Source organism: Paludibaculum fermentans (assembly GCF_051172195.1).
GTDB classification, from domain to species: Bacteria; Acidobacteriota; Terriglobia; order Bryobacterales; family Bryobacteraceae; genus Paludibaculum; species Paludibaculum fermentans_A.
The window spans coordinates 63,958-87,951 of the sequence record NZ_JBPJAQ010000002.1; the positions used below are offsets into that span (position 1 = coordinate 63,958).

Consider the following 23,994-nt stretch of genomic DNA (forward strand, 5'->3'; position numbering starts at 1 on the left):
GCCTTGATCCCGCCCCTCGGCGCATCCACCTGAAGCACAGCCCTGGCGTTCGCCGGATTCCAGCTCTATGCGGTCACCACTCCGGCAGCCGAGCGCGGTTCGGCCGGCCCTTTCCGCCGCAGGACGCCAGCCGAGATCAGCGTAATCAGCAGGCCCACGGGCAGCGGCTCCATGAAGGTATAGGCGATATTCACGAGTGGGTTCTGGTACAGCTGCTGGGAGTGCTGTATCTCCGCCACCTGCGCGGCCGTCGTGGCGGGGTCCAGCCCGGACGCCTGGACCTTCTTGATCTGCGCGGCCCAGTAGCTGTCCATGAAATGCGGCATGAAGTTGAAGTACAGGATCTCCCACATGGCGACATAGCAGACCGTGGTGATCAGGGTGATCAGGATGCCGCAGGCGAAGGCCCGGCCAAAGGAGATCTGCCCCGCGAGCTCATTGTCGCGGTAACTGCGCACACCAAAGTAGATCAGCAGGAACGACGCCACCATAATGGTGTAGCCGAGGGCCATGCTGTGGCCGGTACCGATCTTGTCGGCAAGGAGAAGCGACCCGCCCATGAGGACGGAGACGATCAGGCCTGCGATCAGGCCGAAGGTGAGGACGGTTTTCTTCATATGAGGCTCCTGGTGCGAATGGCGATGGAGCCACGATGCCGTGTAACGGGGTCGGGTGTCGTCATCCTTTCGGATGATTCTACAGCACTGGAGCGCAAATAGTTCTTTCGGATGACGGGATTACGGCAGCAACCCCAACTCTTTGCCGCGCTGGACGGCCTGCGTGCGGCGGGCGGCGCCCAGCTTGTCGAACGCCCTGGCACAGTGCGTCTTGACGGTGCTTTCCGAGACGAAAAGCTGCTCCGCGATCTCCCGATTGCTCAGGCCGCGCGCGATCAGGTTGAGGATTTCCAACTCCCGCGCCGTGATGCCGAGTGTCTGCTGCTGGGCCACGTTCGGAGCGAAGGGTTCGAGCGAGGGGGCTTCCACGGGCACCAGTACCTCCCGCACCACCACTGTCTCGCGGATGATCTCGCGCCTCCGAGTAATGCGCAGCCCCAGCCAGATCCCGAAAGCGGCGAACAGGATGGCGACCAGCGCGGTATACAGCTCAACGGAATGCTCAATGACGACGAAGCGGTACTGGGTGTATTGGAGCGTGGCGATCAGGACGCCGCCGGCGAGACCATAAATAAGGACATGGCGCTTCATGCAAGGGGTGGTGGAACGAGTATAACCCCGCCCGCCCACAGGCCCCCATGGCCGCCAAAGTGGTTGAAGCCGCAACGAACCACGACCGTCGGGGAGTGGTCCCCACCGCGCCGCGAACCGCGACTGGCAAGGAGCGGGCCCCGGCCCTACGGGCCGCCAAACGAGAGGAACCCGCCCACCCAGCCCCAATCCCGGAGCGTGAGCGACGGGCTACCGCCGTGTCTCCCAACGCAACGCGCCCCGGCTGCGAGCGTCCTCATGGGATCCCCACTCCGCCGCCCCCCCTTCACACAGGCAGGAACCCCGTCCCCACCCGGCTCGCCAGCCGCGCCGCAGCCGCGATGCTCACCTCTCTCCACTCCCGGCCGGAGCCGGGCAGCCCACACCGCGCCATCAGCGCTTGCAGCCAATCCTCCGCCGAGGCCTCTGCCTGTTCCGGTCCATACAGCTCCATCACCGCCCGGAAGAACGCCGCCAGCTCCCGCTCGGCCATGGTCATCCCCCCACCACTTGCTCTTTCGTTCTTCATGCTCCTCCTCACCAGGGAATCGTTCCCAACTTTGCGTGGGTAAAGGTACCTGTCGGCCCATCCGGACCCAGCAGCGCCACCCGCACCGCCTCCGCCGCCCCTTCCTCCACCGTCTCCGTACCCGAGTAATTGTTGAGATTCGTTTTGGTGTACCCAGGAGTCACGGCGTTCACCTTGATCCCCGTCGACTCCAGCTCAATCGCCATAGCCACCGTCATCGCATTGAGAGCGGTCTTCGACGCCGGGTAAACCGGGCCGAAAATCTGACGGTACGGGCAGTTCGGGTCCGAGTTCGCCGTCAGCGAGCCCAAGCCGCTCGACACATTGACAATCCGCGCATGCGGGGCCTCACGCAGCAGTGGCAGCATCGCCTGGTACACCGCGAGCACGCCGAAAACATTGGTCTCCCAGACCGCACGTACTTCATCCAGGGATACAATGCTCGGCCGCGTCGTCCGGGTATACTCCTCCATCGTCATATCGGGCCGCATATTCGTACTGGAGATCGCGGCGTTGTTGATCAGCACGTCGAGGCGGCCAAATTCGTTGCGGATGCGGCTCGCGGCCGCCTCGATCGAAACCGCATCCGTCACATCGAGTTGGACCGCATGGGCGTCCCCGTCGATCGTCTCCGCCGCCGCCTGGCCGCGTTCCAGATTGCGCGACCCCACCAGCACCGTGAAGCCGTGCGACGCCAGATCCTTCGCGATCTGAAGTCCGATGCCTTGATTCGCCCCCGTAATGAGAGCGACTTGTTTGTCGTTTCCTGTCCTGTCTGGCACTCTTCTCTCCCTTCTACTCAACCTGCCGCGAACATTTCATCCAGATCCGCATCCAAGCCCGGCCCGGTAGGCTGCCACCCCAGGCGCTCCTGGGTCAGGGCACTGGCGGCCGGCATGTCGAGACTCGCGAACTGCCCGACAAACCCGAAATGCTCCACCGCCTGCTCCGGGGCAAGAGAGACAACCGGGATCTTCAGGCCTCGGCCAATCGCTTCCGCAATCTCTTTCGCCGAGATCCCCTCCTCGCCCACCGCGTGATACCGTGCGACCCCAATGTCCTTGCCCGAAGCCGCTTTCTCCAGCGCCAACCGGTAAAGCCGCGCCGCATCCAGTCGGTGCACGGCCGCCCAGCGGTTGCCTCCGTCGCCCACATACGCCGCAACGCGTTTCGCCCGCGCCGCCTCCACCAGATACGAAACGAACCCCTGTTTGACCGGATCGTGCACCTGCGGCAGCCTCACCACCGCCGTCCGCACGCCTCGCCCAGCCAACACGTCCGCTGTCTGTTCCGAAACCCGCGGATACCCTCGGCTTCCCTCAGCGGGTGGCCGGTCTTCTTCCGTAGCCGAACGGCCCGGAGCAATCAGGCCGATCCCGCCTGTCACAATCAGGGGACGCTCCGAACCGGCAAGCGCGGAACCCAGTGCCTCGATGGCCTGCCGGTCCAACTCGCAATTGGCCGAAAACTTCGAGAAGTCGTGGTTGAAGGCGCAGTGAATCACCCCGTCCGTCATCGCAGCCCCGCTGCGCAGGCTTTCCAGGTCCTCGAGACCGCCGTGATGGACTTGCACGCCGATCGTGGCAAGAGCCTTCGCGCCCTCATCCGAACGGGCAAGCCCCACCACCCGATGGCCCACGCTTATCAACTCCTGTGCGACCGCAAAGCCCACGAAACCCGTGGCCCCCGTAACAAATACATGCATGCTTGTGGCCCTTTCTGGATTGACCAAGCTCCGGTAATCTGATAAAACGGAGATTGTCTCCGCATTTGTAGATTACCGGAGACTGTCTCCGGTTGCAAGTAAATTTCCGATGGCCACTAAGCGTCCTCAACCCGCCCCCAGAAAACCGCGCGCCGATGCGGAACGCAATCGCGACCGCATACTGCAGGTCGCCAAGGAGGCGTTCACGCAGTTTGGCGCGGAGGCGAGCCTGGACGAGATCGCCAAGCAGTCCGGGGTCGGGGCCGGCACCTTGTACCGCCACTTCCCCACGCGGGAAGCCCTGATCGAAGCCGTCTACCGGACGGAAGTGGAGAAGCTCGCGGCGGCGGAGCGCAAATTCGCCGAGTCGATGCCGCCGATCGAGGCCCTGCGGGCCTGGATGAAGTTGTTTGTGGAGTACATCGCGGCGAAGAAGCTCATCGCACCGGTCTTGAACACCCTGCTAGGGGGGGCCTCCAAGGTCTTCGAGTCTTCTCATGTTCAGATCTGGGACGCAATCCGGGCCCTGGTCCAGCGCGCCATAGCAACCGGCGAAATCCGCGAAGATCTCGATCCCATCGACCTGCTGCGAGCCCTGATCGGAGTAGCCAACGTCGCCGCCAGCCCCGACTGGCAGCAGAGCGCCCAACGACTGGTGGACATCCTGATCACCGGCTCGCGGCCAACCAAGTAGATCGCATCCAGTCTCTTGTAGGGCAGGATTCATCCTGCGCGACTTCAGCCCCGCCGCCGCAGGTCTCCTGAATCTGTACTGCTGTGATCCCGCGAAGCCGGATGGAACAGCGCGTCCGCTCAATAGGCCCTTCGACGCATAATGGGCCGCCGGCTTCCGGCCGATCATTGCATGGCGGCAGGCCGAACGGCCGCCAAGGGAATCCAGGAATTCGATGAGGATGCCGAAGCGCTACAGGGTCTATCTCGCCTGGGACCAGTCCGTCGACAATCCACTGGAGGGCATCGGTCTTCTGATCAGTCCGGCTGGGGAAATCGAACTCCCGCTTGCTGGCACTACCTTCACGGCCGTCAGCCACAGCCGGGCGTTCGTCCTCGTCGACGACCCCGCTGGGCTCCTGCACGGCAATCCCCAGGGTGACCTGCTGCTGCGGGTGGTGCGCACGCGCTTGTTTGGACGCGAAATAATCTACGCTGCGCCCCTGGGCAATCCGCCGAAAGGCTGGAAACTCTCGGGACGCACCGGTCGCTACGTCTGGGGTGGCGGCGACCTTGTGAGGGACATTTCTCCTCGCCCCATACCACTTCGTTGGTGGGTGCCCGAATCGGCCTCTCATCGTAGGAAATAAAGGATAAAAAGGCCCTAATATTAGTCTGGAATGCGGACGATGGTACTGTTGCCGGTGTTGTCTGGAAGCTGAGCCGCAAGCTACTTCGAAAGGCAACACAGAAACGAACTCATCCAGTATGGAAAACCAACAACCACTCATCGCGTTCTTTCTTCAGCCCTATCCCCAATCTCAGCCTGGTCCTCTGAATAGTGACCACGAAGAGTACAGCAGCGAGAGGCAATTGAATGTCGGTGTCGACGGCTTGCCGCTGCACCTCGCCCGCAGCAGCAGCCCGCCAACCTCCTGCTACACCCCCGGTCACACCATTCCCGCCGGCTACACCCCGAGCGGGAAATACAAGTCGTCGACCATTGTGCCGGGCAAAACCGACAAGCGCGCTGGTCGCTAAATGAACTCCTCCGCGGTCTTGATCGTGGCGCTCGTGAGCGATCTTCACGCGGATAGCGTCGTCTACCGGTTAGGCGAAAAAGGTGTCCGGGTCGTCAGGGTCGATCCCACCGTCGATCATTGTCTTCCAGCAAACGTACATATTGAAACCGGGACGGGAACTCGCGCAGTGTACGAGTTCCCGTCCGGCGAAACCCTGTCGTCAGCCGACGTCGCTGGAGTGCTCTGCCGCTTCGCCATCGATGGCCTGACGCCGTCCGATGCCAACCCCCTCACCTATTTCTCCAGATCAGAAGAACTGGCCGCTTTCCTGGCGCCCTTGCGCATGTTGGACTCATCACTGTGGATCAACGATCCATGGGTCGAGGTGCGCGCCGATTGCCGCATCCTTCAGGCGCACAAGGCCATCGCCGCGGGCTTGAGTGTCCCCCCGTTTATTGTCAGCTCGGATTACTCGAAGCTCCTGGAATTCCACGCAGCCCACAACCACGACTGCATCATCAAGCCGATCTCGAATGCCGCTCTCGCCAAGGTCAGCGGAGAGTTCGTCCACGCCCATGAACTCACCACCGAAAACTTCTCCGCCCCCTACGCGGTCGAGTTTCGTCCCTTGCCTGCCGGTCAGCCGGTCCGTGTCGACACCACCCCGTCTCTCCTCCAGCAACGCGTCCACAAGAAGTTCGATATTCGCGCCACGGTGGTCGACAACAGCGTCTTCTCGGCGGCCATGCGCGTCCGCAGCGGCGCGCCGGTGGACTTCCGCCGCGACACGAGTATTCGCGCCGAGCCCTTCCCCCTGCCTCCCGCCATCCAGGCTTCGTTGGTAAGGCTGGTCGCGTCGCTCGGCCTGCGTTACGCCAGTTGCGATCTCACCGTCGATGAGAACGAGGAGATCCGCTTCCTGGAATCCAACGTATCCGGCAACTGGCTCTGGACCGAACTGGACGCGGCCTTGCCCATCAGCGAGGCTATCGCAGCCGCGCTCATTCAGCCGCAAGGCCCGCCCTGCTGACAGCTACGGCTTCGGAGCTTCCGGAGCCTCCCGAGCGCTGATCAGGTCCAGCTGCTTGCGATACAGCTTCGAAACACAATCCTTGTCGGTGCACGCCGCCAGTTCGTCTTTCCATTCCAAGTGGCTCTTCACCAGTTGCTCCCGGCCCTCGCTGGTGAGTCCCGCGTCCAGCTTGCCGTAGGCAGCCGTCAATTGGTCCCGCTCAGTGGCGAGTGCCGCGCTATCGCACCCCTCAAGCTTGCATTCAGGGATGGCCCATGACTCGACAGGCGGAGGAACCGGCTGGGTTTCCACCGTTGGCGTTGCCTGCTCGAGCTTCGGCACCCCAGCCGGTGCAGGCGTTTCGAGTTGCGCGGGTGCATTCTCCGCGGTAGCCCGCCGGTCCGTGTGAAGGGCCCCGGCCAGACCGGTCATGGCAAAAAACCATCCGGTGGATAACAGCATGCCCCTCAGGATTCCGGAGGCCGGCTTTTTCATCGCTATCATCGGTATGCCTCGAAATAGTTCTTGCCTTCGCAGCTCGGACAGATCGCTTCCCACTGGTCTTTTTGTTGCCGCAGGTCCTTGGTCATCCACCGGCTCAGGCCGGATTGCCCCATGATCTGGTTCACCGCTTTACCCGAAAACCGCGTCCCCGCCCGGCTGATGGTCTTATTGATCCCCATACGGCCGTAATATCCGCAATGCACGCACGTGCGCCGGTGAACGAACTCACTGTACTCGGACAGCCGCTCCTCGACAGAGACCGTTGGGGCGGCCTCTTCGCAATCCTCCGCCGCTTCCTCCGAATCCTCCACCGCCGCCCCATTCTCGAAATCGTCGGCGGAGTCGCAGTGGTCATCGTCGAGAAACTCGAGGCCCGTTCCAGACGCTGCGGCCCTCGCCGCTGGCGCCTGCTGCGCGCGCACTTGCGCGAAGACCGCCGGTGCCGGAACAGGCAGGGCCGGCGGACGCACCTCCACCACCGCTCCGGCGGCCAGGTCCACGGTCTTGCCAGGCAGCATCCCCTCCGAAATAGCCCTGTCGACACACCACGCCGTCTCCGGCACCGAGAACCCCACCACGTTCGCCAGCGCGATGACGGAATCTACCCCCTGGCCCACCGCCTGCTGTGTCATGCAGACAGCAGCCATCCTGCGCTTCCGCGCCCGCCCCACGCTCCAGAAGAAGATGCCCGGTGATCCAACGAAAGCGGAACACATCAGGAAGATCGCCGCCTGGTCACGGCTGCCTGATAGGGCGAGCCCTCCGCCCGTCAATGCGAGCACCCCGCCGGTCGAGGCGAATGCAACACCGCAGATTCCTAAGAATCCAATGCCTGGTTTCATGAATTGCCCTGGAAAAAGAAGATTTTGGCTGCCGCTACCGCAAGCAGCATAATGAGAATCGCGGCGCCTCCCAGCATCACTCTCACCACCACAATGGCAAGCATGCGCTTCAGGATGATCACGACCATGTCCCATACCGTCGTGCGCCTGGAGGACGGTAAGTATGAGAACGGAGAAGGATGTCGCACTGTTTCAATATCGGGAGTCAGGCCGCAATTGATTACAGCTTGTTCACAGGAGATCAATCGTCACAGCATCGCCTCCATCTCTTCGCGACTTGGGACATCGTCCGCCTCAATTGTCGAGAGATGACGCTGTGTCGGACGTCGCATTCGAGCCACACGATCTGTATGCCGTTGCTGTACTAGTTCGAATAGATTTCGAACCATTCGTCCGTTTCCAAAATCCGCCTGCCGGTTCGTCCACTTCTCTGTGAGGGCATCGCGAACCAGCTCTAATCCCTCATCTTCCATCTCGTATCCGGAATCACGCGTACACTTCAGGAAAATCTGCACGAGTTCGTCGGGTTCGTAGTCCGGGAAATGAATCAGTTTAGTGAACCGCGACTTCAGCCCCGGGTTGCTGCCAAGGAATCTCTGCATCGGCTCTGGATACCCTGCCGCCACCACCACCAGGCGATCCCGGTTATCCTCCATGCCCTTCAGTACGGTATCGATGGCCTCTTGTCCAAACCAGTCGCGATCTTCCGCTTTCAGCGTGTATGCCTCGTCAATGAACAGCACTCCGTCCAGCGCCGACTCCACTGCTTTATTGGTGGCAATCGCCGTCTGGCCCAGATAACCCGCCACCAGCTTCGACCGGTCCACCTCCACGACATGACCCTTCTTCAGAACGCCCAGGCATCGGTAGATCCGCCCCAGGAGTCGCGCCACTTGCGTCTTCCCCGTACCCGGGTGTCCGGTGAACACCAGATGCAGCGACATCTTCATTGCCTGCATGCCATGCCGCTTGCGCAGTTGGCCGACTCGGATGAAGTTCGTCAGCGACATCACCTCGCGCTTGACACTCCCCAACCCGATCATCGCCTCGAGCTCCGCCGTCGCGGCTTCCAGCGTGTCGGGCTCCTCTTGGGCCTCCACCTCTCTGTTCCGTGCTCTCGATGCCTGGCGTGAGCCGGAGCGCTTCGCCGGAGGAGGCGGCTCGTCCTCTTCTTCTTCCTCTTCCTCAGGCGAGTCGTCTTCCTCCGCCGGTTCATCAGCGGGCTGCTGCGCCACACTCACCGTCAGGCGCGCCTTGATCTCAGCGATCAGCGTCCGCTCGGCCAGCGTGATGGCGCCGTCCACCGCCGCGGCCGCTTCGCAGTATTCAACAATCGCGTCGATAATTCGGGTGGACAATGCGCCCGCATCCTTGCGCTCGGCAAACATCGCGAAGCGAAGCAGGGCGGGCGTCAGGTCCACCACTTCCTCGAACTTCGATTTCTTGGCCCACAGGAATTCAGCCAGCGCTGGCGCGGTGAAAGTGCCTCCGAAGAGCTCGTTCCAGGCTGCGCATTCCGCACAACTCACTGAATGATCCGCCCCGAAAATCACACCAGCCAGGCGGATGGCATAGCGTCGGAGATCTTCTTTGCAGGTCACGCCTCCTGGCAGTTCCGGAAGCCTCGCATCAATCGTTGACGCAATCCGCACAAGGTAGTCATAGGCTTCCTGCAACCTCCGTATCTCAGCCGATTGCTCCGGCCGGAACACCGCCGCGCCGCAATTCTCACAGAACCGGCATTCTTCGGAGTAACGCGCTCCGCAACTCAAACACTGACCCTTGAATGACATCGCTTCTCTACCGTATTCGGTAGGTTCCCCAGGGAACTTTACTGCAGCCCGCCGCGCCAACAGCCGCAGTCATCACCCCATAGTTGTGGGCGAAAGACAATGAGGCAGCCAGGCTCGGCAAGTTCTCTTGCCCGGCCTGCGCTGGCGCTGCCTCGGGAGGTGATGCGCCGGCAGCACCGCGCCCTGCCTGCGTGGCCATTGACTTCCCTGAGGCCGGCCCGAAAGAAGTGAGAAACCTCACTTTTCATCGAATGACCATTGAGATCCTGACCGCCGAAACGGGGAATGGATGGCTGGCCTAATTCGGGTGTCATTATAATCCTATGGCAGGTTTTGGCTGGAAGTTGCGCAAGCCGGCCGTTCTCGCTTTGATCTCGGCTGGTTTGGCTCTGGGTGCAATCCGCCCGTCGTTCTACCTGGATTCTTGCGGTTGGAATGCGACCGATATTGTCGTACTCGCGCCGACGACTCAGGCGGGGACGTTCCGGGTGCTCGAAACCATCAAAGGTGAACTGACACCACAGGCCCTGCTGGAGTTGAAGGATTTGACGCCCTCCCAAATTGGATCCGCGAGACTCGGCGAACTGTCCAAATCAAGCCTCGGCGCCCCGTGCGTGGGTATTCCTGCTGTTGGGGAACGCGATCGGCTAATCGTCTTCCTTCGACGTCCCGGCGCACGCCCGGAATACAACCCGAGATCTGATCTGCCCGTCCAAACCAGTGGTTGGGAGCCCGCCGATCTACTGGGTGATCTCCGCACCTCTACCGTTTGGATTCAGGATGGAAGCACCTATGCCTTCCTCCAAAACATCCCCGGACCAACCTGTCTCACGAAGCTGGGCATTTCAGAGACACAGTTGCGCGGTTCCCTCCAATCGGTTCTGCTCCGGCGCGGCTCAATGGATCAGGCGATGGCAAACCCCGATGCGGTCGAGCGCGGTCGCCAACTCGCCGCTCTGGTGCGCTCGGGGAACACTATCGCGAGGTCGTCCGCGATTGAGAAGCTCAAGCGGGGAGACGTGGCCGAGGCGACTGTTTTGCTTGACCTGCTTGCAGACCCGAACCTCTTGGGATGGCATCAGGAATTTATTGCCGCGCTGGTCGCCCGGCGGGCTACCGGCAGCCCCTTCGCCCAATTCCTAAGTGAGGAAACGGTGTACTGGTCTGGTGCCTGCCCCACACTCAAAGCTGGATGGTGGAACGGCATGCCGTATCCGGAGGTGGAGACGCCAAGGAGTCACTACACCCGGGCTCATGCCCTGCTGAACGCGATTCATGATCTGGGCAACTCAACGACTGCCCCGGCTGTCCGGGATTTTGCCGCTATATGGAGCACGTGCCCGCCCCTTGCCGAACATGAGACGGACCAGATTGCCGAGGCATTGAAGTTGCTGCTCAGGCACTGATCGTCCTTGAGTCGCCGCTCTCAGCCTGTCCCCTTTGGCTCTGTGGATCCCGCGTGCCTGGGTCGCTCGAGCCTACCCGCCAATCGCGCATCGGATTGCTTCGTGGTGAGGCAGGTCAGGACATTCCGTTCTTTCACAGTCCGCTCCGCGCGAGCCATTCAGCCTGCTTCTCGATCCACTCGAAGGGCCAGACTCGGATGCGCTCCACGGCCAAACTTCCCCAGTACAGCATCCAGAATGCCAGGCCCGCCAGTCGAATAGAGAGCCCGGCTCCAGAGGAAAACACGCTTGTGACACTCATCAGAAGTAGGAGTAAGCCAAACGGCAGAAGCATCCATCCAAGACGCAGAATGGCCCGAACAATTGGACTTACGACGGGTCGCCGCCAACGGCGCAGTGCGATTCGGCGGGCACTGAGCGCGACGAGGAACCAGAGAGGCAGCACAAACAGGCTTGTAAGGACTTGCCCGCGTGGAGTGGTGAGGGCATCAACACAAGTGGCACTTCGGCTGATCGAAGCCTGAAGCATCATCGCGGCCATGTAGGCGGGATAGTCAATTCCTAGTGCCACCGACTGGCCGAGAGAATAACTCGTCCACGCGCCGCAGAAACCGTAAGGTTCAAACATCGGCCGGCCAGATCCCTTTGCACAAACGCCACCACGTCGAACCTGCGCTCATGCTGCGCCGCCGCCCAGTAGTCATACCCGATCAACCCAAAATACCGGGCCGTCTGCAGCAGACCGAAAACTAGCGGAAACCATCGGGAGGTCAAGAACACACAGGATTGGAAACCCGAGCGACCTCAATTGTTCCTGGGGCCATATCAGGCGAGGGCAAGGTTCGAGGATCGTTGAACGCGTGCGTCCGTCTAGCCAAGAGTGAGAGGCCCCCCGGCTCTGCCGGGGAGGCAGTAGCAGTTTGACATTTCAGGGAGTCCATCGCGGAAACTCCGATACGTGAGCCGCCAAGCACACGAAAGGAGAAGTTCCGCGATGGACGAGTACGAAAGTTTAAGCCATTCAGCATGGGAGTGCAAATACCATGTGGTGTTCATACCGAAGTGTCGGCGCAGGACGTTGTACGCCGAACTGAGGAAGCACCTCGGAGAAGTGTTCCGCAGGCTGGCCGAGGAGAAGGAGAGCCGAATCGAGGAGGGGCACCTGATGAAGGACCACGTGCACATGATGATCTCGATTCCGCCAAAGTACGCAGTGTCGCAAGTGACTGGGTTCATCAAGGGCAAGAGCGCAATCCATCTGGCGCGAGTGTACGGGGAGCGCAAGCGAAGCTTCGTCGGACAGAGTTTTTGGGCACGAGGGTACTTTGTGTCCACGGTTGGGCGCGATGAGGCGCGATGAGGCGACGATTCGCGCCTACATACAGAACCAGCAGCGGGAGGATGAGCGATTGGAGCAATTGAAACTCGGATACTGATTAGCCACCGTCGAGGTGGCACTCATTAATCGGGGCCGCGTCAGCGACCCCGCATAGCCGCTTTGAGCGGCTCACAACCTAATGCCCCCGGCTCTGCCGGGGGATATTTACCTTGCGGTTTTGGCAATCGCGCGAGGCCAGGAGGCACCTCCTCCTGCGAACACCAGCCATCTACTTGGACACATTCTGGAGGATGAACTCCACTTTGCGTGCCAGAGCTATAGGCAGTCCCAATCGCACGAGTTCAAGCATCTTAATCAGTTCCAGAGCCTCGCCCTCGCTCACCGGAGTGAATGTTTCATTGAATTTTTCCACCCACAAGTTCATCAACTCGATGGCGCAATCCAGAAGATCAGAGTCGTTTGAATCGGCGGCGCGGAGATAGTAACCGAGTTGCTGCCACTTCCCAGTAGAACGAAGCAGCCGCAACACCCCTCTGTGGACCTTGGAATCAGGATTTTCAAGCGCTGCGGCCCAAACTGCGTCTGCCGGGACTGCTCGCTTTTTCAGGAGTGTGAAGGCAGACACCCTCGCCACGGAAAGAACATCGGAAGAGACAAGCTGGCACAGGCGCTGCTCGTGGCCCCTCACGCCCAACGTGCCCAACGCTTGCACCACCACACGGCGCACCCGCGCGGATTTGCCTGCAAGGGCGCCGGCCACCAGGATCGCATCACTTGGGTCCCCGGTCTCGGCCAGACCTTGAACGCAGCTTGCAGACGGCTGTGCGGTGGGAACCCGAATCGCCGCACGATAGAATGTTGCCGGTTTCAGCCCCAGCCGTGCCGAAAAGGCCCTCTGACACAACTGGCGATTCGTTGCCGAACGGTCATAGAGATACCGTTCCAACTCCCCCGGTTCAATCGACTCTCGATCCAAACAGGCTTCCAGGGCCATTCGCCGGATAGGCCCGTAGGGATCATCTGCGGCCTTCCTTCTGATTACATCGTGGTCCTCACCCGGTCGGCTGGTCGCAAGTTCGAACGCCCACCTTCGGACAACCACGTCGTCGTCGGCAATCGCGTGGAGGATTGCGTCCCGGAAAGGGAACGACGGGCTGCTTACTGCAATCCGGTAACAGCGTCGCCGCACATCTTTGGATTCAGCACTAAGTCCACGGCGAAGGCTCTCCGCACATTCGCGACTCCGCAGGAGATCTTCGACCCACACTGTGAACTCTGGCCGATATCGGCTGTTCCTGGCGAGGCGCCCGATAAGGCCGAGACACCGCACAAACTCGTCGCCATGAATTGGATTGAGCTTATTGCGAAGCGCGATTTCCGCCGCTGAGCGGACTTCGCGCACCCAGTCAACCAGCCGCGAAAGGATGAAAGGAATACTCGTCGCCGTGGATTCGGCGGAGAGGATCTGCAAAGCCGCCGCGCGCACGTATCCGCTCTGGTGGCAACTCATCAGGTTGAGGTAGAGCAATTCGGCGTCACTTGATTTGGGCAAGGCTGAGATCTGTTCGGCCGTCATGCCGCGCCAGCTGTCTTCAGGAATCCAGGCCGGTCTTAATGCTTCGTCCAACAGCGGCAGAAATTCAATCGGAAGCGAAGAAAACAACCGATGAATTGCCGATAGCGCCTGGGAGCGAATCCTCTCGTTACCGACAATGCCAAACGACATGATGAACGGGATGGCGAGCGGCTCCTTCGAATTGCTGATCTGCTCGAGTACACCAGGTACGTCTCCCCATCCAATCCACTTGGCAGGGCTCCTCCACCAACTGTTCAGCCTGGCAAGAAGCGCTTCGGTGGACGGGGACACTCGTCTCAAGCTGTAGTTCTTCACGAGTTCTTCAAGTGCTCCGTCACCGCTCCCAGAATACAGCCTGGAAGATTGACCCCTCAGGCGACCCCCAAAAATTAGTAAGCCATGGTTCGGACTAGATTAATCGTCGTGGGCCAATCGATAGGACGAGGATTTCCCCCTCCCCCCCGCCCCACCCTTCCCCCCATCATCCCCGCCCCCACCCGCTATCCTGAACCCATGGAGATCCTATACTGATCAATCAACAAAAAGCCCTAGTCCTGGGCGGCGGCGGATTTGCCGCGAGTTCCTGGACCACCGGACTCATCGTCGGCATGGCCGAATCCGGCGTCGACGTCCGCGATGCAGACGTAATCATCGGCACCTCCTCCGGAGGCCGCGTAGCCCTCCAATTCGCCTCCAACGCCCCCCTGGAAGACATCTTTGAACAGCAGGTAACCGTCGCGTCCAGAGTGGCGCGGCCCGCGACAAACGTCGATTGGAGCCGCCTCCAACGCGAGGTCGCCCACGCGAAGGAACTCGGCGGCGAGCGCACCGAGATCCTCAAGCGCATGGGGGCACTCGCCCTCGCCAACGGCGGCCCGGATCGCCGGGCCCTGGTCGCGTCACAGTTGCCGATGCTGAACTGGCCGCAGCGGCGCATACTCCTCACTGCGCTGAACGCGGAAACCGGCCTGCGCCGCGCCTTTGACCGCGAAAGCGGCATCGATCTGGTCGACGCCGTCATGGCCACCACGGCCTTCTTCGGCTTCGCCCCGGTGTGGTTCGAAGGGGCGCCCTACATCGACGGCGGCTTCCATTCCAGCGACAATGCCGATCTGGCAGCAGGCTACGCCCGAGTGCTGGTGCTGGCGCTGAAACCGCCACCGGGAGCCATGAAGCTGGTGACGCTGGAAGAGGGTGTCGCCGACCTCCGGGCGACCGGCGCGGAGGTCGTGGTGATCCAACCGGACGAAGAAGCAACGGAAGCAATAGCGTCGGGCGGCACGCCCATGAATCCCGCGATCTGTGAGCCGGCCACCCGCGCCGGCCGGGCCCAGGGCCACCGCGTCGTCCAGGCCCGCGGCACAACCGGCTGGTGGTAAACCCAAACGGAGCCGCGACCGTAAGGAAGCGGATAACCTCCACAAAGCCCCCAATCCACGCGAGCCGGCCGGGCCCAAGTCCGCCGGGTCGTCCAGGCCTGCGGAACGGCCGCTTACTGCGGAGCGCCCACGCTCCGGCTTGGAGGATCATCTGCATCCGGCCAGCAAACAGCCCGTGAACTCCAAAGCCTGAGATAAGCCATGGTAGAATTTGGATAGAATTCTACCATGGGGCTCAACATCAAAAACGCGGACGTGGAAAGGTTGGCCGCCGAGGTGGCCAGTTTGGCCCATGAGTCCAAGACCGAAGCCATCCGGAAGGCTCTGCTGGAGCGCCGGGCTCGATTGCAGGCCCACGCGGGCAGCTCCAGGGGCTCCAAGAGCATCAGGGAATACATGGAACGGAACGTCTGGCCGTTTGTTCCGCCCGCCGAACTCGGACGGGTTCTCAGCCAGGAAGAGGAAGATCGAATCCTGGGTTACGGGCCGGAAGGTTTCTAAGCGATGGTTCTCGATAGCTCTGCGATTGTCGCCATCCATCTGAAAGAGCCCGGCTACGAGCGACTGATCGAGGCGCTCGAAAACGCGGAGGTTGTCGTAGTCGGAATCCCCACGCTTCTCGAAACCACCATGGTGCTCTCCGCGAGACTTGGCCAGGATGCGCGGCCCCTTCTCTACGCCTTCCTCCGCCGCCTGCAGGTCGAATCCATCTCGTTCAACACGGAACACCTCGATTCGGCGATCACCGCATTCCTCCGCTTCGGGCGTGGCCGCCACCCGGCTGGCCTGAATTTCGGAGACTGCATGTCCTACGCCGTGGCGTCAGTGGCCGGAATGCCTCTCCTCTTCACCGGCGACGACTTCCCCCGAACTGACATCGATCGCGCATAGTCGGAACCGCTTCCGTTTCGGCTGAATACCAAGGTGGATCCTCGTTGTGACGAACCGCCGCTAAGGTACACCCCGGTTCCGTCATCGCCGCCGTCCGCTCGTTTCCCGCAAGCACTGCGCCTCTCGAGCAGTCACGGAACCCCTGCCAAGTGCACACCGATGGCCCCACAGCCAACGAACCGCGCAACTCGTCTTCCTGATTCTCGAAAGCCAGGCTCCCCGGCCGCCTCCATCTAGGGGATCGTCCACGTGCCTTTCTGCTGCCAGCCCGTGTCCCGGTTCAGCGGGTCCATCATGCGCAAATACAGGTTTTTCACTCCGCCCATAGTCGGCTTCAAGACCAGCGGCACAGTCAGCACCAGGTTGCCGTCTACATTCTGTACAAGCGTGCCCGCCGTGATCACCGCACAGGCCGAGCTACTCAGATAGCCAGACGCCGTTCCAGGAGGCACCGGGCCCAGGAAGAACCCGACATCAGACGAATACATCCAGAGCCCATTCCCGGCCCTGTCGTAATGCACGAAGCAGAAAGGCTGCCCGCCGCCGTCTGTGGCCGCTGCCACCAGAAACTCCTCCCAGCCCAGCGCCGAGCCCGTGAATCCAGGAGGATCCGGGAATGTCAGGGTGAAGGAGGGATTCTGCCCACCGCCACTGTTCGGCCCCACCACCAGCGTCGGTAGTGCTGCGCCCACCTGTGTCCAGGTCCCGCGCTGCTGCCAGCCGGTGTCGAAATTGCTAGTGTCCATCGCCCTCATATAGATGTTGCGTGTGGCTGCGGCCTTAAAGGCGACGGAAAGATTCAGGGTCAGGTTCGACCCATTCCCGGATGCCGTGGATCCGGCCGCATTCAAAGCGCAATGGGATCCCTGCAATTCCAGCGAAGCAGCGCCCGGCGGCACCGGTCCCCGGAAGAAGCCATACTGATCGGAGTAGAGCCACAACCCGTTGCCCTGCACGTCGTAGTGCAGGAAACAGAACGGCTGCCCACCGCCATCCGGGGCTGTCCCGAACAGCAATTGCACCCATCGCAGTTGTTGGTAGCCGAGCGCGCCGCTATACACAGCCTGGAAAATCTGCTGGGCCCCACTGCCCGCAGCCGGGGTCACGCTCAGGGCGCTGGTGATGCCCACCGTCAGCGGGTCGCCGCTGGTATTGTTGTCGAAGTTTAAATCGCTCGCGTTCGTAACGGTCGCGACATTGCTCACGGCCGGAACCGCTGCGGCGAGCACGGTCGACCGAATCGTGATCGTGCTCGAGCCGCCGGCTGCGATCACCGTGGAACTGGTGCACGTCACAACCTGTCCGGCGACAGCACAGGTCCATCCGGCTCCGCTCGCACTGAAGAACGACAATCCAGTGGGCAGGATGTCGGAGACCGTAGTCGTCCCGGAACTCGATGCCTGTCCGATGTTGGTGACCGTAACGGTATACACCAGTTGACCGCCGACCGGCACAGACCCGCCGTCCGACATCGATACCGTCAGGTCCGCATAGCCGAAAGGCAGCGTTGGCTTGGCCGTCGGAGGAGTGAGCGGGGAATTGTCACCAACCTGCCCAAATTCCTCCGAACCCCAGGCGCGGACAGTCCCGTCGGGCATCAAGGCCAGGCTGTGGGCGCCTCCGCCTGCAATGCCGGCCACGTTGTTTAGTGTCGCTACGCGCACGGGCAACCACCTGTTGGTTCTGGTCCCGTCACCAAGCTGTCCATTGCTATTCGCACCCCACGCCCACACGCTGCCGTCATTCTTCAGCGCAAGGCTGTGCTGTCCGCCACCCGAAATCGCGACAATTCCACTCAGGCCGCTCACCTGAACCGGCACACTCTTAACCACATTGGTTCCGTCGCCCATTCCATTGCCGTCATTGCTACCCCAGACCCAAACCGTACCGTCGTTCCGTAGCGCGATGCCATGTCTGTAGCCGCTGGAGATCGCCACAATTCCAGACAGTCCCTGCACCAGGCCGGGGCTCACTCTCTGCACGGTCGTTCCATCTCCAAGTTGACTCGATGTATTGTCGCCCCAAGTCCACACAGTGCCATCGCTCTTCAGCGCCATGCTGAAGTAGTCACCCGCAGCCATGGCGACAATGCCCGTCAGGCCAGGCACCTGGACTGGGCTCAGCCGCGGTGTTGTTGTGCCGTCTCCAACTTCTCCATGCGGATTCCCACCCCATGCCCAAAGCGTGCCATCGTTCTTTGCCGCCAGACTCTGGATCGCTCCGGCACGCACGCGTGACACTCCGGCCAGCCCGGGTATCACCGCTGGCGTCGGGCGCTCCGTAGCTGTTCCATCGCCGAGGATTCCTCCCTCGTTATACCCCCAACTCCATACCGTCCCATCCGATTTGACGGCCAGACTGTGGAATGCGCCAGAACTGACAGCCGTCATGCCACTCACTCCGGGGACCTGGACTGGAGCCGCGCGACTGACCTTTGTGCCGTCGCCCAACTGTCCATTTTCGTTGCTGCCCCACGACCAGACGGTTCCGTCGCCTTTCAGCGCGAGTGTCGAATACTCCCTCGCCGAGAGCGCCGAAACCCCAGAGAGACCCGTTACCGCAACGGGTATCATGCGGCTGGCTGCCGCCCCTGATCCCAATTGCCCTGCTCTGTTATCACCCCAACACAGGGTCGTGCCGTCGATTTGGATGGCAAAAGCAAAACCGTAAGTCCACCAGCCCCCCATTCCGATAGCGGTAGCTCCATTCACCCCCCCCACTTTCTTCGGCACGTTGCTCAGGCTTGGTGCGCCCCATTCCCAAACCGTGCCATCTCCCACCAGGGCCAGGCTGCCCATATAGTGAGCCGCAATTGAGGTCACCCCGGCCGGCGTGTTGATTTGGGCGGGCAACAGTTGGTTCGCGGGGCTCTTTCCATTCCCAAGCTCCCCCATCTGTCCGTACCCCCAAGTCCAAACCGTCCCGTCGCCCTTCAGCGCCATACTGTGGCTATATCCGGCCGCAATCGCGACCACACCGGTCATCCCGCTCACTGCCACGGGAGTCAATCGGCCTTGCGATGTCCCGTCGCCGATCCGGCCGTTGGCATTGCTGCCCCATCCCCACAATGTTCCATCCAGCCGTAGAGCCAGGCTGTGCATGCGTCCTGAGGCGATGCCAATCACGCCATTGAGACCCGACACCTGAACCGGCACCAGTCGATTCGTGGTCGTCCCATCACCCAGTTGCCCTGAGCTGTTGTAGCCCCAGCCCCAGACTGTTCCATCTCCTTTCAGCGCCAGCGTCTGTTGTCCGTGTGCCGAGATGGCCACCACGCCCGACAACCCACTCACCGCCTGGGGCACGTTGCGTCCGATTGTTGTTCCATCGCCCAACTGTCCATACGTGTTGACGCCCCAAGTCCAGACAGTGCCGTCGCTCTTCAAGGCCGTACTATGATAGTTTCCCGCCGCCACCGCCGTAATACCGGTCAGTCCGCTCACCAGCACAGGAGCAATCCTATTCGTATACGTCCCATCGCCCAACTGTCCTGAGCTATTCTGCCCCGCAGCCCACACCCTCCCGTCCGGTGCCAGCCGGAGGCTATGGTAATAACCCCCGGCGATCGCACCTGTGCTCGGAATGCTCGGTTGCGCGGCAACCGCCGTTACGGCAGTCGAGGTGTTGTTCGCGGTATTCCCGTCACCCGTCACGGACACACTCGCCGTGTTCGATACCGACGGGACCGCGGCCACGCCAACTTTCACATGCAGGTAGATCACACTGCTGCTGCCCGCGTTGATCGCGCCCGCATTCGTACAGGTCGCGGTCTGCCCCGCCGCTGAGCAACTCCACCCCGTGCCCGTCCCCGCCAGGAAACTCAGGCCGGACGGCAGAACGTCCGTCACCGAGACCGTTCCGCTGGTCGCCGATGCGCCCGCGTTTGTGAGGGTTACCACGTAGCCAGCCGGACCGCCCACCGTGAAGCCTCCGCTCGCAGTCAGGGAAACGGTCAAATCAGCAGACGTCAGCGCCCCACTCGTCCGGATCCCCTGCTCGCCGGAGTCAGACTCTGGCGATTCCGCCCCGTCGTCCCCGCCGCCCTCAATCCAGCCCACTGTCCAGCCGGCGGCCAAGTCCACAATCCGTTCGACCGCATCAATCCTCTGTTGGACCGTACCCCCTTCCTCGACAGCCACTCCTCCCTCGGTCCACCTCACCACCCTGGACAGTCCGCCTTCTCCCGGCCAGGGCATCATGTTGACCTTCGCCCGCGGGTCGCGCGACACTACCCGCCCATTGCGAACCGCCAGTTCACCGGTCACCCTGACGCTAGAGAGGGTGACTGGCCGCAGCAGGATCCGGTCGGTCTCATTCGGCGCCAGCCCATTCCAGTTCGCTCCAAAAACCATCACTCGCCCATTTGCCTGCAGCGCGGCACTGAACTGCGCGCCAGCGCCAATCGAAACAATGTTGGACAACTCCGGCACCTTCTGGGGACGCATCCTCGCCAGTAGCGTTCCGTCGCCCAATTGGCCCTCGAAATTCGCGCCCCATGCCCAGACAGCGCCGTCTTCCGTCAAGGCCAGGGAATGGCCCGCGCCGGCCGCAATCGCCTTGACCTTGGAAAGTCCCTCCACCGCCCGCCATCCCGAGACTGGCTCCCGGTCCCCGGTGCCCAGTTGTCCCTGCGAGTTGTCGCCCCACCCCCAGACCGTGCCGGAGTTCGTCAGCACCAGAACGTGACCGCCTGCTTCAGGCACCGCGATCCGAACCGCCCCCGCGATCTGACCGGCCTCCAATACCCCGTAAGGCGCAGGCCCGTCTGCGAGTCGCGTTTCCAACAGGCGCACGCTTCCTCGATGCGCTCCATTGGCCGCCTCGGCCCCCCAGGCAACAGGTGCCAAAGCGGCAACCAGAATCAGTGAGGGGAAGGGAAGGGAAAGGAGTCTCATTTGCACGGTGTACCTCCGAAGCGAAACGCGTACCATCCTCTATCGCATGCTCAGCCCAGCCAACTCGGCCACCAGTTCCTTCCTGGCACGCATACATCTGGATGAGTGCAGCCTCGACTGGAAGTTATTTAGTAATCAGAGTAAATGAGCTGAATATCGTGTAAGCAGTGAGAGTATCACCAGTGCAGGGCGGCGCCAAATGAATTCAGTGCAGGGCCCCGCGATATCCCACCGTCCAAACATCGCCACCAAACGGAGCCGCGACCGTAAGGAAGCGGATAATCCCCACAAAGCCCCCAACCCCCCCAACCCTCACAGAGCAACCGCGAGACCAGATCCCAAACCACACTCTGGAAGCCCCACGGAGCAGGAATCACCCTACAAGCCAACGACCAGTCCGAACCTCCGCTGCCACCCACCAACTCCTCGAATAGCCCGATTTGTCACATTGAGCTTTCTTCATCACAGAACTTCAGAATTTTTTCGACTCAATCCATTCAAAGACTTGCAGATCTCATTCTCGAAAGTGCTTGGTAGCCCCTGGCTACCCTGGATACAGAGGATATATTCGATGAACGCCGCCGCTACCCCTGAAGTCCACCGCGCTGCCGAAGGACTTCCCGTCACCGGGCCCCTCCTCCCGAAGTCCGAATGCCGCACCACTCGCCCCCTGTCCAACATCTCCGAAAAGCGCCTCGCGGCCAACCGCGCCAACGCGCGGAAATCCACCGGCCCTCGTACCGCCGCCGGGAAATCGGCCGTAGCCGAGAATGCCTGCCGCACCCGCTTCTTCGCCCGCGTCCACCGCATGCCGCCGCGCATCGCGGCCCACTTCAAAGCCCGCGCCGAAGAGAAAACCCGCTGCCTCGCCAACCCCACCCGTCGCGCCCTCCACTACGACTGGTGGATGCTCGACGGCCATCGAATCCTCCACGAGAAGCGCGAACAGGGTCTCTTCAACGCTGGCCTCGAATACGCCAAGGGCGACGAAACCGAAGCCACTGCTTGGGTCCTCCGCCAGTCCGGCTACATCGCGGCCCTCAATCGCTACGCCGGCTGGATCCAGGCCCGGCTCCGCAAGATCGAAACGGCCCTCGCCGCCAACCCCGACCTGCTCGAATCCGAATTGGTCCTCATGACTCCAATCGCCGTCGAAGAGCCGCTCGAAAAGCCCGTCGCGGAACCCACCACCGCCCAACCCAATCCGATTTTGGCCGAACAAACCCACTTCACCAACCCGCCGCAGAGCGTGTCACCTCAGCCGCCGCAACTCGTGACACCCCAGCCGCCGGAAACATTGACACCCCAGCCGCAACAACCCGACCAGCCCCCCCAGCATTACCCCCAGCGCAGCTGGGGGCCCGCCGCAATCCCAACGTCACCCGAACCAAACGCCGAAACGCACCCGGAGGAGAATCTGGCAGAGGCAATCGCCGCGCAAGAGTCTGCTCAAGAAAATTTGGCCGAACAAACCCACTTCGCCAGCCAACTGCTCCAACAACCCACCCCGCTCCCCCAGCATTACCCCCAGCGCAGCTGGGGGCCCGCCGCAATCTCAACGTCACCCGAACCAAGCGCCGAAACGCACAGGGAGAAGAATCTGGGAGAGGTCATCGCTGTACAAGAGACTGTCCAAAAGAATGTGGCCGAACAAACCCACTTCGCCAGCCAACCGCTCCAACAACCCACCCCGCTCCCCCAGCATTACCCCCAGCGCAGCTGGGGGCCCGCCGCAATCCCAACGTCACCCGAACCAAGCGCCGAAACGCACAGGGAGAAGAATCTGGGAGAGGTCATCGCTGTACAAGAGACTGTCCAAAAGAATGTGGCCGAACAAACCCACTTCGCCAGCCAACCGCTCCAACAACCCACCCCGCCCCCCCAGCATTACCCCCAGCGCAGCTGGGGGCCCGCCGCAATCTCAACGTCACCCGAACCAAACGCCGAAACGCACAGGGAGAAGAATCTGGGAGAGGTCATCGCTGTACAAGAGACTGCCAAAGAGAATGTGGCTGAACAAACCCACTTATCCACCAACCCGTCGACCTCAGGTCCTGTGCGGGCTCAGCGCCTCCCGCAAATCCTCCGGCAACGCGTGCGCCTTCTGCGTCTTCGTCGACATACAAACGACGGTAATAATCCCGCTGGCCGCCACCTCCGACGTCTCCTCCAGGTACACGTTGAACTCCAACGTGTACGACGTCGTCCCCAGCTTCGACACCCCCACCGTGATGTAGATCGGGTCGTCGTACCGCAGCGCCGCCAGGTAGTCCGCCTCCACATGGACCCGCGGATAAGAGAGATGCGCCGGCGCCCGCTCGGAGTACGCAAACCCCAGCGACCGCATGAACTCGTCTTCCGCCGTCTCCAGATGACGGAACAAAGCCGAGTAGTGAATCCGGCAGCTCGCATCCGTATCGACGAAACGGATCCGGCTGCGCCAGGCGAACGGGGCTCGAATCGACATGAACCTATTGTGGGCCTAAAACAGGCCGGCTCGGCCCGTCTAAACCGTCCGGCACACGAGGGCCGCCGGCATCATCCGCACCCGGACGCCCGCCACCCCCGGAATCAGCTCCCCGTCCAGCATCAGCTCCTGGGCCGCCGAAGCATGGATCTCCGCCTCCATCACCTGCAGGAACCGCGACGGCCGCCACACCGGCAGCTTCAACATCGACGTCATGTTGTGCAGCATTTGCGACGGATACGGGGCGGTCATCTCCATGACATCCGCCAGCCCGTCCTGGCACGACGCCTCCGGGAAGCCCACAAACCCGCCCACATGCTTCGTGTTGTTCAGCAGGATCCCCGTCAGTCTCCGCTTCTCCAGCGGTCCGCCGTGGTACCCGATCCGGAACTCCTGCTCGCTGGGCCAGGCCAGCACCGACGCTGCCGCATAACTCAATCGCCGCAGGGGACGGAAATTCTCCGCCAGCCGCGTCACCAGCGTCGGGTAGCCGAACGACACCGAGGAGCCGCACAATCGCAGGTACGGTGCACCTCGTTCCGGCAGCACCTCCACCTCCATCAGGTCCACGGCCGCCGGAGCCGGCAAGCGGCGCAGGTCCCGCGCCAGTGCATTGCCGCGACCCTTTGCTTCGATAACGATCTCCGGGAAAGGCGCCCTCAACTTCTGCAGTTGGTGGAACAGTGCGCCGTCGCCGCCAGTCACGATCAGTGGCATAAAAAAACGGGACGGCTCAGCCATGGGCTGCTGGGCC

23 protein-coding genes and 1 pseudogene are annotated in these 23,994 nt (G+C 61.9%); 9 read left to right on the forward strand and 15 right to left on the reverse strand.

The features are described 5' to 3' along the window. Nucleotides 1-65 precede the first annotated feature (65 nt). The 5 genes from ACR9Y2_RS27010 to ACR9Y2_RS27030 form a co-directional block, all read right to left on the reverse strand. Entirely contained in the window at nt 66-617 is a 552-nt protein-coding gene (locus tag ACR9Y2_RS27010) for a DUF4199 domain-containing protein (RefSeq protein ID WP_435044983.1), read from the reverse strand. A gap of 120 nt (nt 618-737) precedes the next feature. After that, nucleotides 738-1,208, reverse strand: coding sequence for a response regulator transcription factor (locus ACR9Y2_RS27015; protein WP_435044984.1), 471 nt, complete (start codon nt 1,206-1,208; stop codon nt 738-740). A 286-nt stretch (nt 1,209-1,494) separates the two neighbouring features. After that, complete coding sequence (locus tag ACR9Y2_RS27020; protein WP_435044985.1) at nt 1,495-1,737, reverse strand: hypothetical protein; 243 nt, start codon at nt 1,735-1,737, stop codon at nt 1,495-1,497. An 8-nt stretch (nt 1,738-1,745) separates the two neighbouring features. Next, complete coding sequence (locus ACR9Y2_RS27025) at nt 1,746-2,519, reverse strand: SDR family oxidoreductase (protein WP_435044986.1); 774 nt, start codon at nt 2,517-2,519, stop codon at nt 1,746-1,748. A gap of 17 nt (nt 2,520-2,536) precedes the next feature. Further along, nucleotides 2,537-3,442 carry an SDR family oxidoreductase gene (locus ACR9Y2_RS27030; RefSeq protein WP_435044987.1) on the reverse strand — a complete coding sequence of 302 codons (906 nt, stop codon included), beginning with the start codon at nt 3,440-3,442 and terminating at the stop codon, nt 2,537-2,539. 109 nt (nt 3,443-3,551) lie between these two features. Here ACR9Y2_RS27030 and ACR9Y2_RS27035 point away from each other — a divergent pair, with 109 nt between their 5' ends. The 4 genes from ACR9Y2_RS27035 to ACR9Y2_RS27050 all read left to right on the forward strand — a co-directional run bounded on the left by ACR9Y2_RS27035 (nt 3,552) and on the right by ACR9Y2_RS27050 (nt 6,166). Further along, nucleotides 3,552-4,136 carry a TetR/AcrR family transcriptional regulator gene (locus ACR9Y2_RS27035; RefSeq protein ID WP_435044988.1) on the forward strand — a complete coding sequence of 195 codons (585 nt, stop codon included), beginning with the start codon at nt 3,552-3,554 and terminating at the stop codon, nt 4,134-4,136. A 220-nt stretch (nt 4,137-4,356) separates the two neighbouring features. Next, nucleotides 4,357-4,764, forward strand: a complete 408-nt coding sequence (locus ACR9Y2_RS27040) for a hypothetical protein (RefSeq protein ID WP_435044989.1) — start codon at nt 4,357-4,359, stop codon at nt 4,762-4,764. A gap of 118 nt (nt 4,765-4,882) precedes the next feature. Continuing rightward, complete coding sequence (locus ACR9Y2_RS27045; protein WP_435044990.1) at nt 4,883-5,155, forward strand: hypothetical protein; 273 nt, start codon at nt 4,883-4,885, stop codon at nt 5,153-5,155. Nucleotides 5,156-5,188: 33 nt separating this feature from the next. After that, nucleotides 5,189-6,166, forward strand: coding sequence for an ATP-grasp domain-containing protein (locus ACR9Y2_RS27050; RefSeq protein WP_435044991.1), 978 nt, complete (start codon nt 5,189-5,191; stop codon nt 6,164-6,166). A 3-nt stretch (nt 6,167-6,169) separates the two neighbouring features. Here ACR9Y2_RS27050 and ACR9Y2_RS27055 read toward each other — a convergent pair whose 3' ends face one another. From ACR9Y2_RS27055 to ACR9Y2_RS27070, 4 genes are all read right to left on the reverse strand, one after another. Continuing rightward, entirely contained in the window at nt 6,170-6,643 is a 474-nt protein-coding gene (locus tag ACR9Y2_RS27055) for a hypothetical protein (RefSeq protein WP_435044992.1), read from the reverse strand. A 5-nt stretch (nt 6,644-6,648) separates the two neighbouring features. Continuing rightward, complete coding sequence (locus ACR9Y2_RS27060; protein ID WP_435044993.1) at nt 6,649-7,494, reverse strand: hypothetical protein; 846 nt, start codon at nt 7,492-7,494, stop codon at nt 6,649-6,651. Further along, a complete protein-coding gene (locus ACR9Y2_RS27065; RefSeq protein ID WP_267239385.1) occupies nt 7,491-7,622 on the reverse strand; it encodes a hypothetical protein in 132 nt (43 codons plus the stop codon). Before ACR9Y2_RS27065 ends, ACR9Y2_RS27060 begins: the two co-directional genes overlap by 4 nt. Before the next feature lie 120 nt (nt 7,623-7,742). Beyond that, nucleotides 7,743-9,095 carry an AAA family ATPase gene (locus ACR9Y2_RS27070; protein ID WP_435044994.1) on the reverse strand — a complete coding sequence of 451 codons (1,353 nt, stop codon included), beginning with the start codon at nt 9,093-9,095 and terminating at the stop codon, nt 7,743-7,745. Between the two features lie 515 nt (nt 9,096-9,610). Here ACR9Y2_RS27070 and ACR9Y2_RS27075 point away from each other — a divergent pair. Further along, nucleotides 9,611-10,693, forward strand: coding sequence for a hypothetical protein (locus ACR9Y2_RS27075; RefSeq protein ID WP_435044995.1), 1,083 nt, complete (start codon nt 9,611-9,613; stop codon nt 10,691-10,693). Between the two features lie 133 nt (nt 10,694-10,826). On the opposite strand, the gene ACR9Y2_RS27080 is transcribed toward ACR9Y2_RS27075, so the two are convergent. Continuing rightward, nucleotides 10,827-11,321 carry a hypothetical protein gene (locus tag ACR9Y2_RS27080; RefSeq protein WP_435044996.1) on the reverse strand — a complete coding sequence of 165 codons (495 nt, stop codon included), beginning with the start codon at nt 11,319-11,321 and terminating at the stop codon, nt 10,827-10,829. Nucleotides 11,322-11,687: 366 nt separating this feature from the next. Here ACR9Y2_RS27080 and tnpA point away from each other — a divergent pair. After that, nucleotides 11,688-12,129, forward strand: a pseudogene (gene tnpA / locus ACR9Y2_RS27085) (IS200/IS605 family transposase). A gap of 171 nt (nt 12,130-12,300) precedes the next feature. Here tnpA and ACR9Y2_RS27090 read toward each other — a convergent pair. Then, the gene (locus tag ACR9Y2_RS27090; protein ID WP_435044997.1) at nt 12,301-13,923 is read right to left on the reverse strand and encodes a hypothetical protein; all 1,623 of its coding nucleotides are present in this window, start codon (nt 13,921-13,923) and stop codon (nt 12,301-12,303) included. Between the two features lie 239 nt (nt 13,924-14,162). Here ACR9Y2_RS27090 and ACR9Y2_RS27095 point away from each other — a divergent pair, with 239 nt between their 5' ends. The 3 genes from ACR9Y2_RS27095 (at nt 14,163) to ACR9Y2_RS27105 (ending at nt 15,878) form a co-directional block, all read left to right on the forward strand. After that, nucleotides 14,163-14,987, forward strand: a complete 825-nt coding sequence (locus ACR9Y2_RS27095; RefSeq protein WP_435046335.1) for a patatin-like phospholipase family protein — start codon at nt 14,163-14,165, stop codon at nt 14,985-14,987. 228 nt (nt 14,988-15,215) lie between these two features. After that, entirely contained in the window at nt 15,216-15,488 is a 273-nt protein-coding gene (locus tag ACR9Y2_RS27100) for a type II toxin-antitoxin system VapB family antitoxin (protein WP_435044998.1), read from the forward strand. 3 nt (nt 15,489-15,491) lie between these two features. Continuing rightward, nucleotides 15,492-15,878: a type II toxin-antitoxin system VapC family toxin gene (locus ACR9Y2_RS27105; RefSeq protein ID WP_435044999.1), complete on the forward strand. Its 387-nt coding sequence runs from the start codon at nt 15,492-15,494 to the stop codon at nt 15,876-15,878. 233 nt (nt 15,879-16,111) lie between these two features. Here ACR9Y2_RS27105 and ACR9Y2_RS27110 read toward each other — a convergent pair whose 3' ends face one another. The 4 genes from ACR9Y2_RS27110 to ACR9Y2_RS27125 form a co-directional block, all read right to left on the reverse strand. Continuing rightward, nucleotides 16,112-20,662: a hypothetical protein gene (locus ACR9Y2_RS27110; RefSeq protein ID WP_435045000.1), complete on the reverse strand. Its 4,551-nt coding sequence runs from the start codon at nt 20,660-20,662 to the stop codon at nt 16,112-16,114. Nucleotides 20,663-21,317: 655 nt separating this feature from the next. Further along, nucleotides 21,318-21,995, reverse strand: coding sequence for a hypothetical protein (locus ACR9Y2_RS27115; RefSeq protein ID WP_435045001.1), 678 nt, complete (start codon nt 21,993-21,995; stop codon nt 21,318-21,320). 825 nt (nt 21,996-22,820) lie between these two features. Continuing rightward, the gene (locus ACR9Y2_RS27120; protein ID WP_435045002.1) at nt 22,821-23,240 is read right to left on the reverse strand and encodes an acyl-CoA thioesterase; all 420 of its coding nucleotides are present in this window, start codon (nt 23,238-23,240) and stop codon (nt 22,821-22,823) included. A gap of 39 nt (nt 23,241-23,279) precedes the next feature. Next, nucleotides 23,280-23,957 (reverse strand): diacylglycerol/lipid kinase family protein, encoded by a 678-nt coding sequence (locus ACR9Y2_RS27125; protein ID WP_435045003.1) that lies wholly within the window; start codon nt 23,955-23,957, stop codon nt 23,280-23,282. Between the last annotated feature and the right edge of the window lie 37 nt (nt 23,958-23,994).

Bases quoted from the DNA above. Each gene is read 5' to 3' on its own strand.
- ACR9Y2_RS27010 (WP_435044983.1), bottom strand. From the start codon at position 617: ATGAAGAAAACCGTCCTCACCTTCGGCCTGATCGCAGGCCTGATCGTC.
- ACR9Y2_RS27015 (WP_435044984.1), bottom strand. From the start codon at position 1,208: ATGAAGCGCCATGTCCTTATTTATGGTCTCGCCGGCGGCGTCCTGATC.
- ACR9Y2_RS27020 (WP_435044985.1), bottom strand. From the start codon at position 1,737: ATGAAGAACGAAAGAGCAAGTGGTGGGGGGATGACCATGGCCGAGCGG.
- ACR9Y2_RS27030 (WP_435044987.1), bottom strand. From the start codon at position 3,442: ATGCATGTATTTGTTACGGGGGCCACGGGTTTCGTGGGCTTTGCGGTC.
- ACR9Y2_RS27035 (WP_435044988.1), top strand. From the start codon at position 3,552: ATGGCCACTAAGCGTCCTCAACCCGCCCCCAGAAAACCGCGCGCCGAT.
- ACR9Y2_RS27040 (WP_435044989.1), top strand. From the start codon at position 4,357: ATGCCGAAGCGCTACAGGGTCTATCTCGCCTGGGACCAGTCCGTCGAC.
- ACR9Y2_RS27045 (WP_435044990.1), top strand. From the start codon at position 4,883: ATGGAAAACCAACAACCACTCATCGCGTTCTTTCTTCAGCCCTATCCC.
- ACR9Y2_RS27055 (WP_435044992.1), bottom strand. From the start codon at position 6,643: ATGAAAAAGCCGGCCTCCGGAATCCTGAGGGGCATGCTGTTATCCACC.
- ACR9Y2_RS27060 (WP_435044993.1), bottom strand. From the start codon at position 7,494: ATGAAACCAGGCATTGGATTCTTAGGAATCTGCGGTGTTGCATTCGCC.
- ACR9Y2_RS27065 (WP_267239385.1), bottom strand. From the start codon at position 7,622: ATGGTCGTGATCATCCTGAAGCGCATGCTTGCCATTGTGGTGGTGAGA.
- ACR9Y2_RS27075 (WP_435044995.1), top strand. From the start codon at position 9,611: ATGGCAGGTTTTGGCTGGAAGTTGCGCAAGCCGGCCGTTCTCGCTTTG.
- ACR9Y2_RS27080 (WP_435044996.1), bottom strand. From the start codon at position 11,321: ATGTTTGAACCTTACGGTTTCTGCGGCGCGTGGACGAGTTATTCTCTC.
- ACR9Y2_RS27100 (WP_435044998.1), top strand. From the start codon at position 15,216: ATGGGGCTCAACATCAAAAACGCGGACGTGGAAAGGTTGGCCGCCGAG.
- ACR9Y2_RS27105 (WP_435044999.1), top strand. From the start codon at position 15,492: ATGGTTCTCGATAGCTCTGCGATTGTCGCCATCCATCTGAAAGAGCCC.
- ACR9Y2_RS27120 (WP_435045002.1), bottom strand. From the start codon at position 23,240: ATGTCGATTCGAGCCCCGTTCGCCTGGCGCAGCCGGATCCGTTTCGTC.
- ACR9Y2_RS27125 (WP_435045003.1), bottom strand. From the start codon at position 23,957: ATGCCACTGATCGTGACTGGCGGCGACGGCGCACTGTTCCACCAACTG.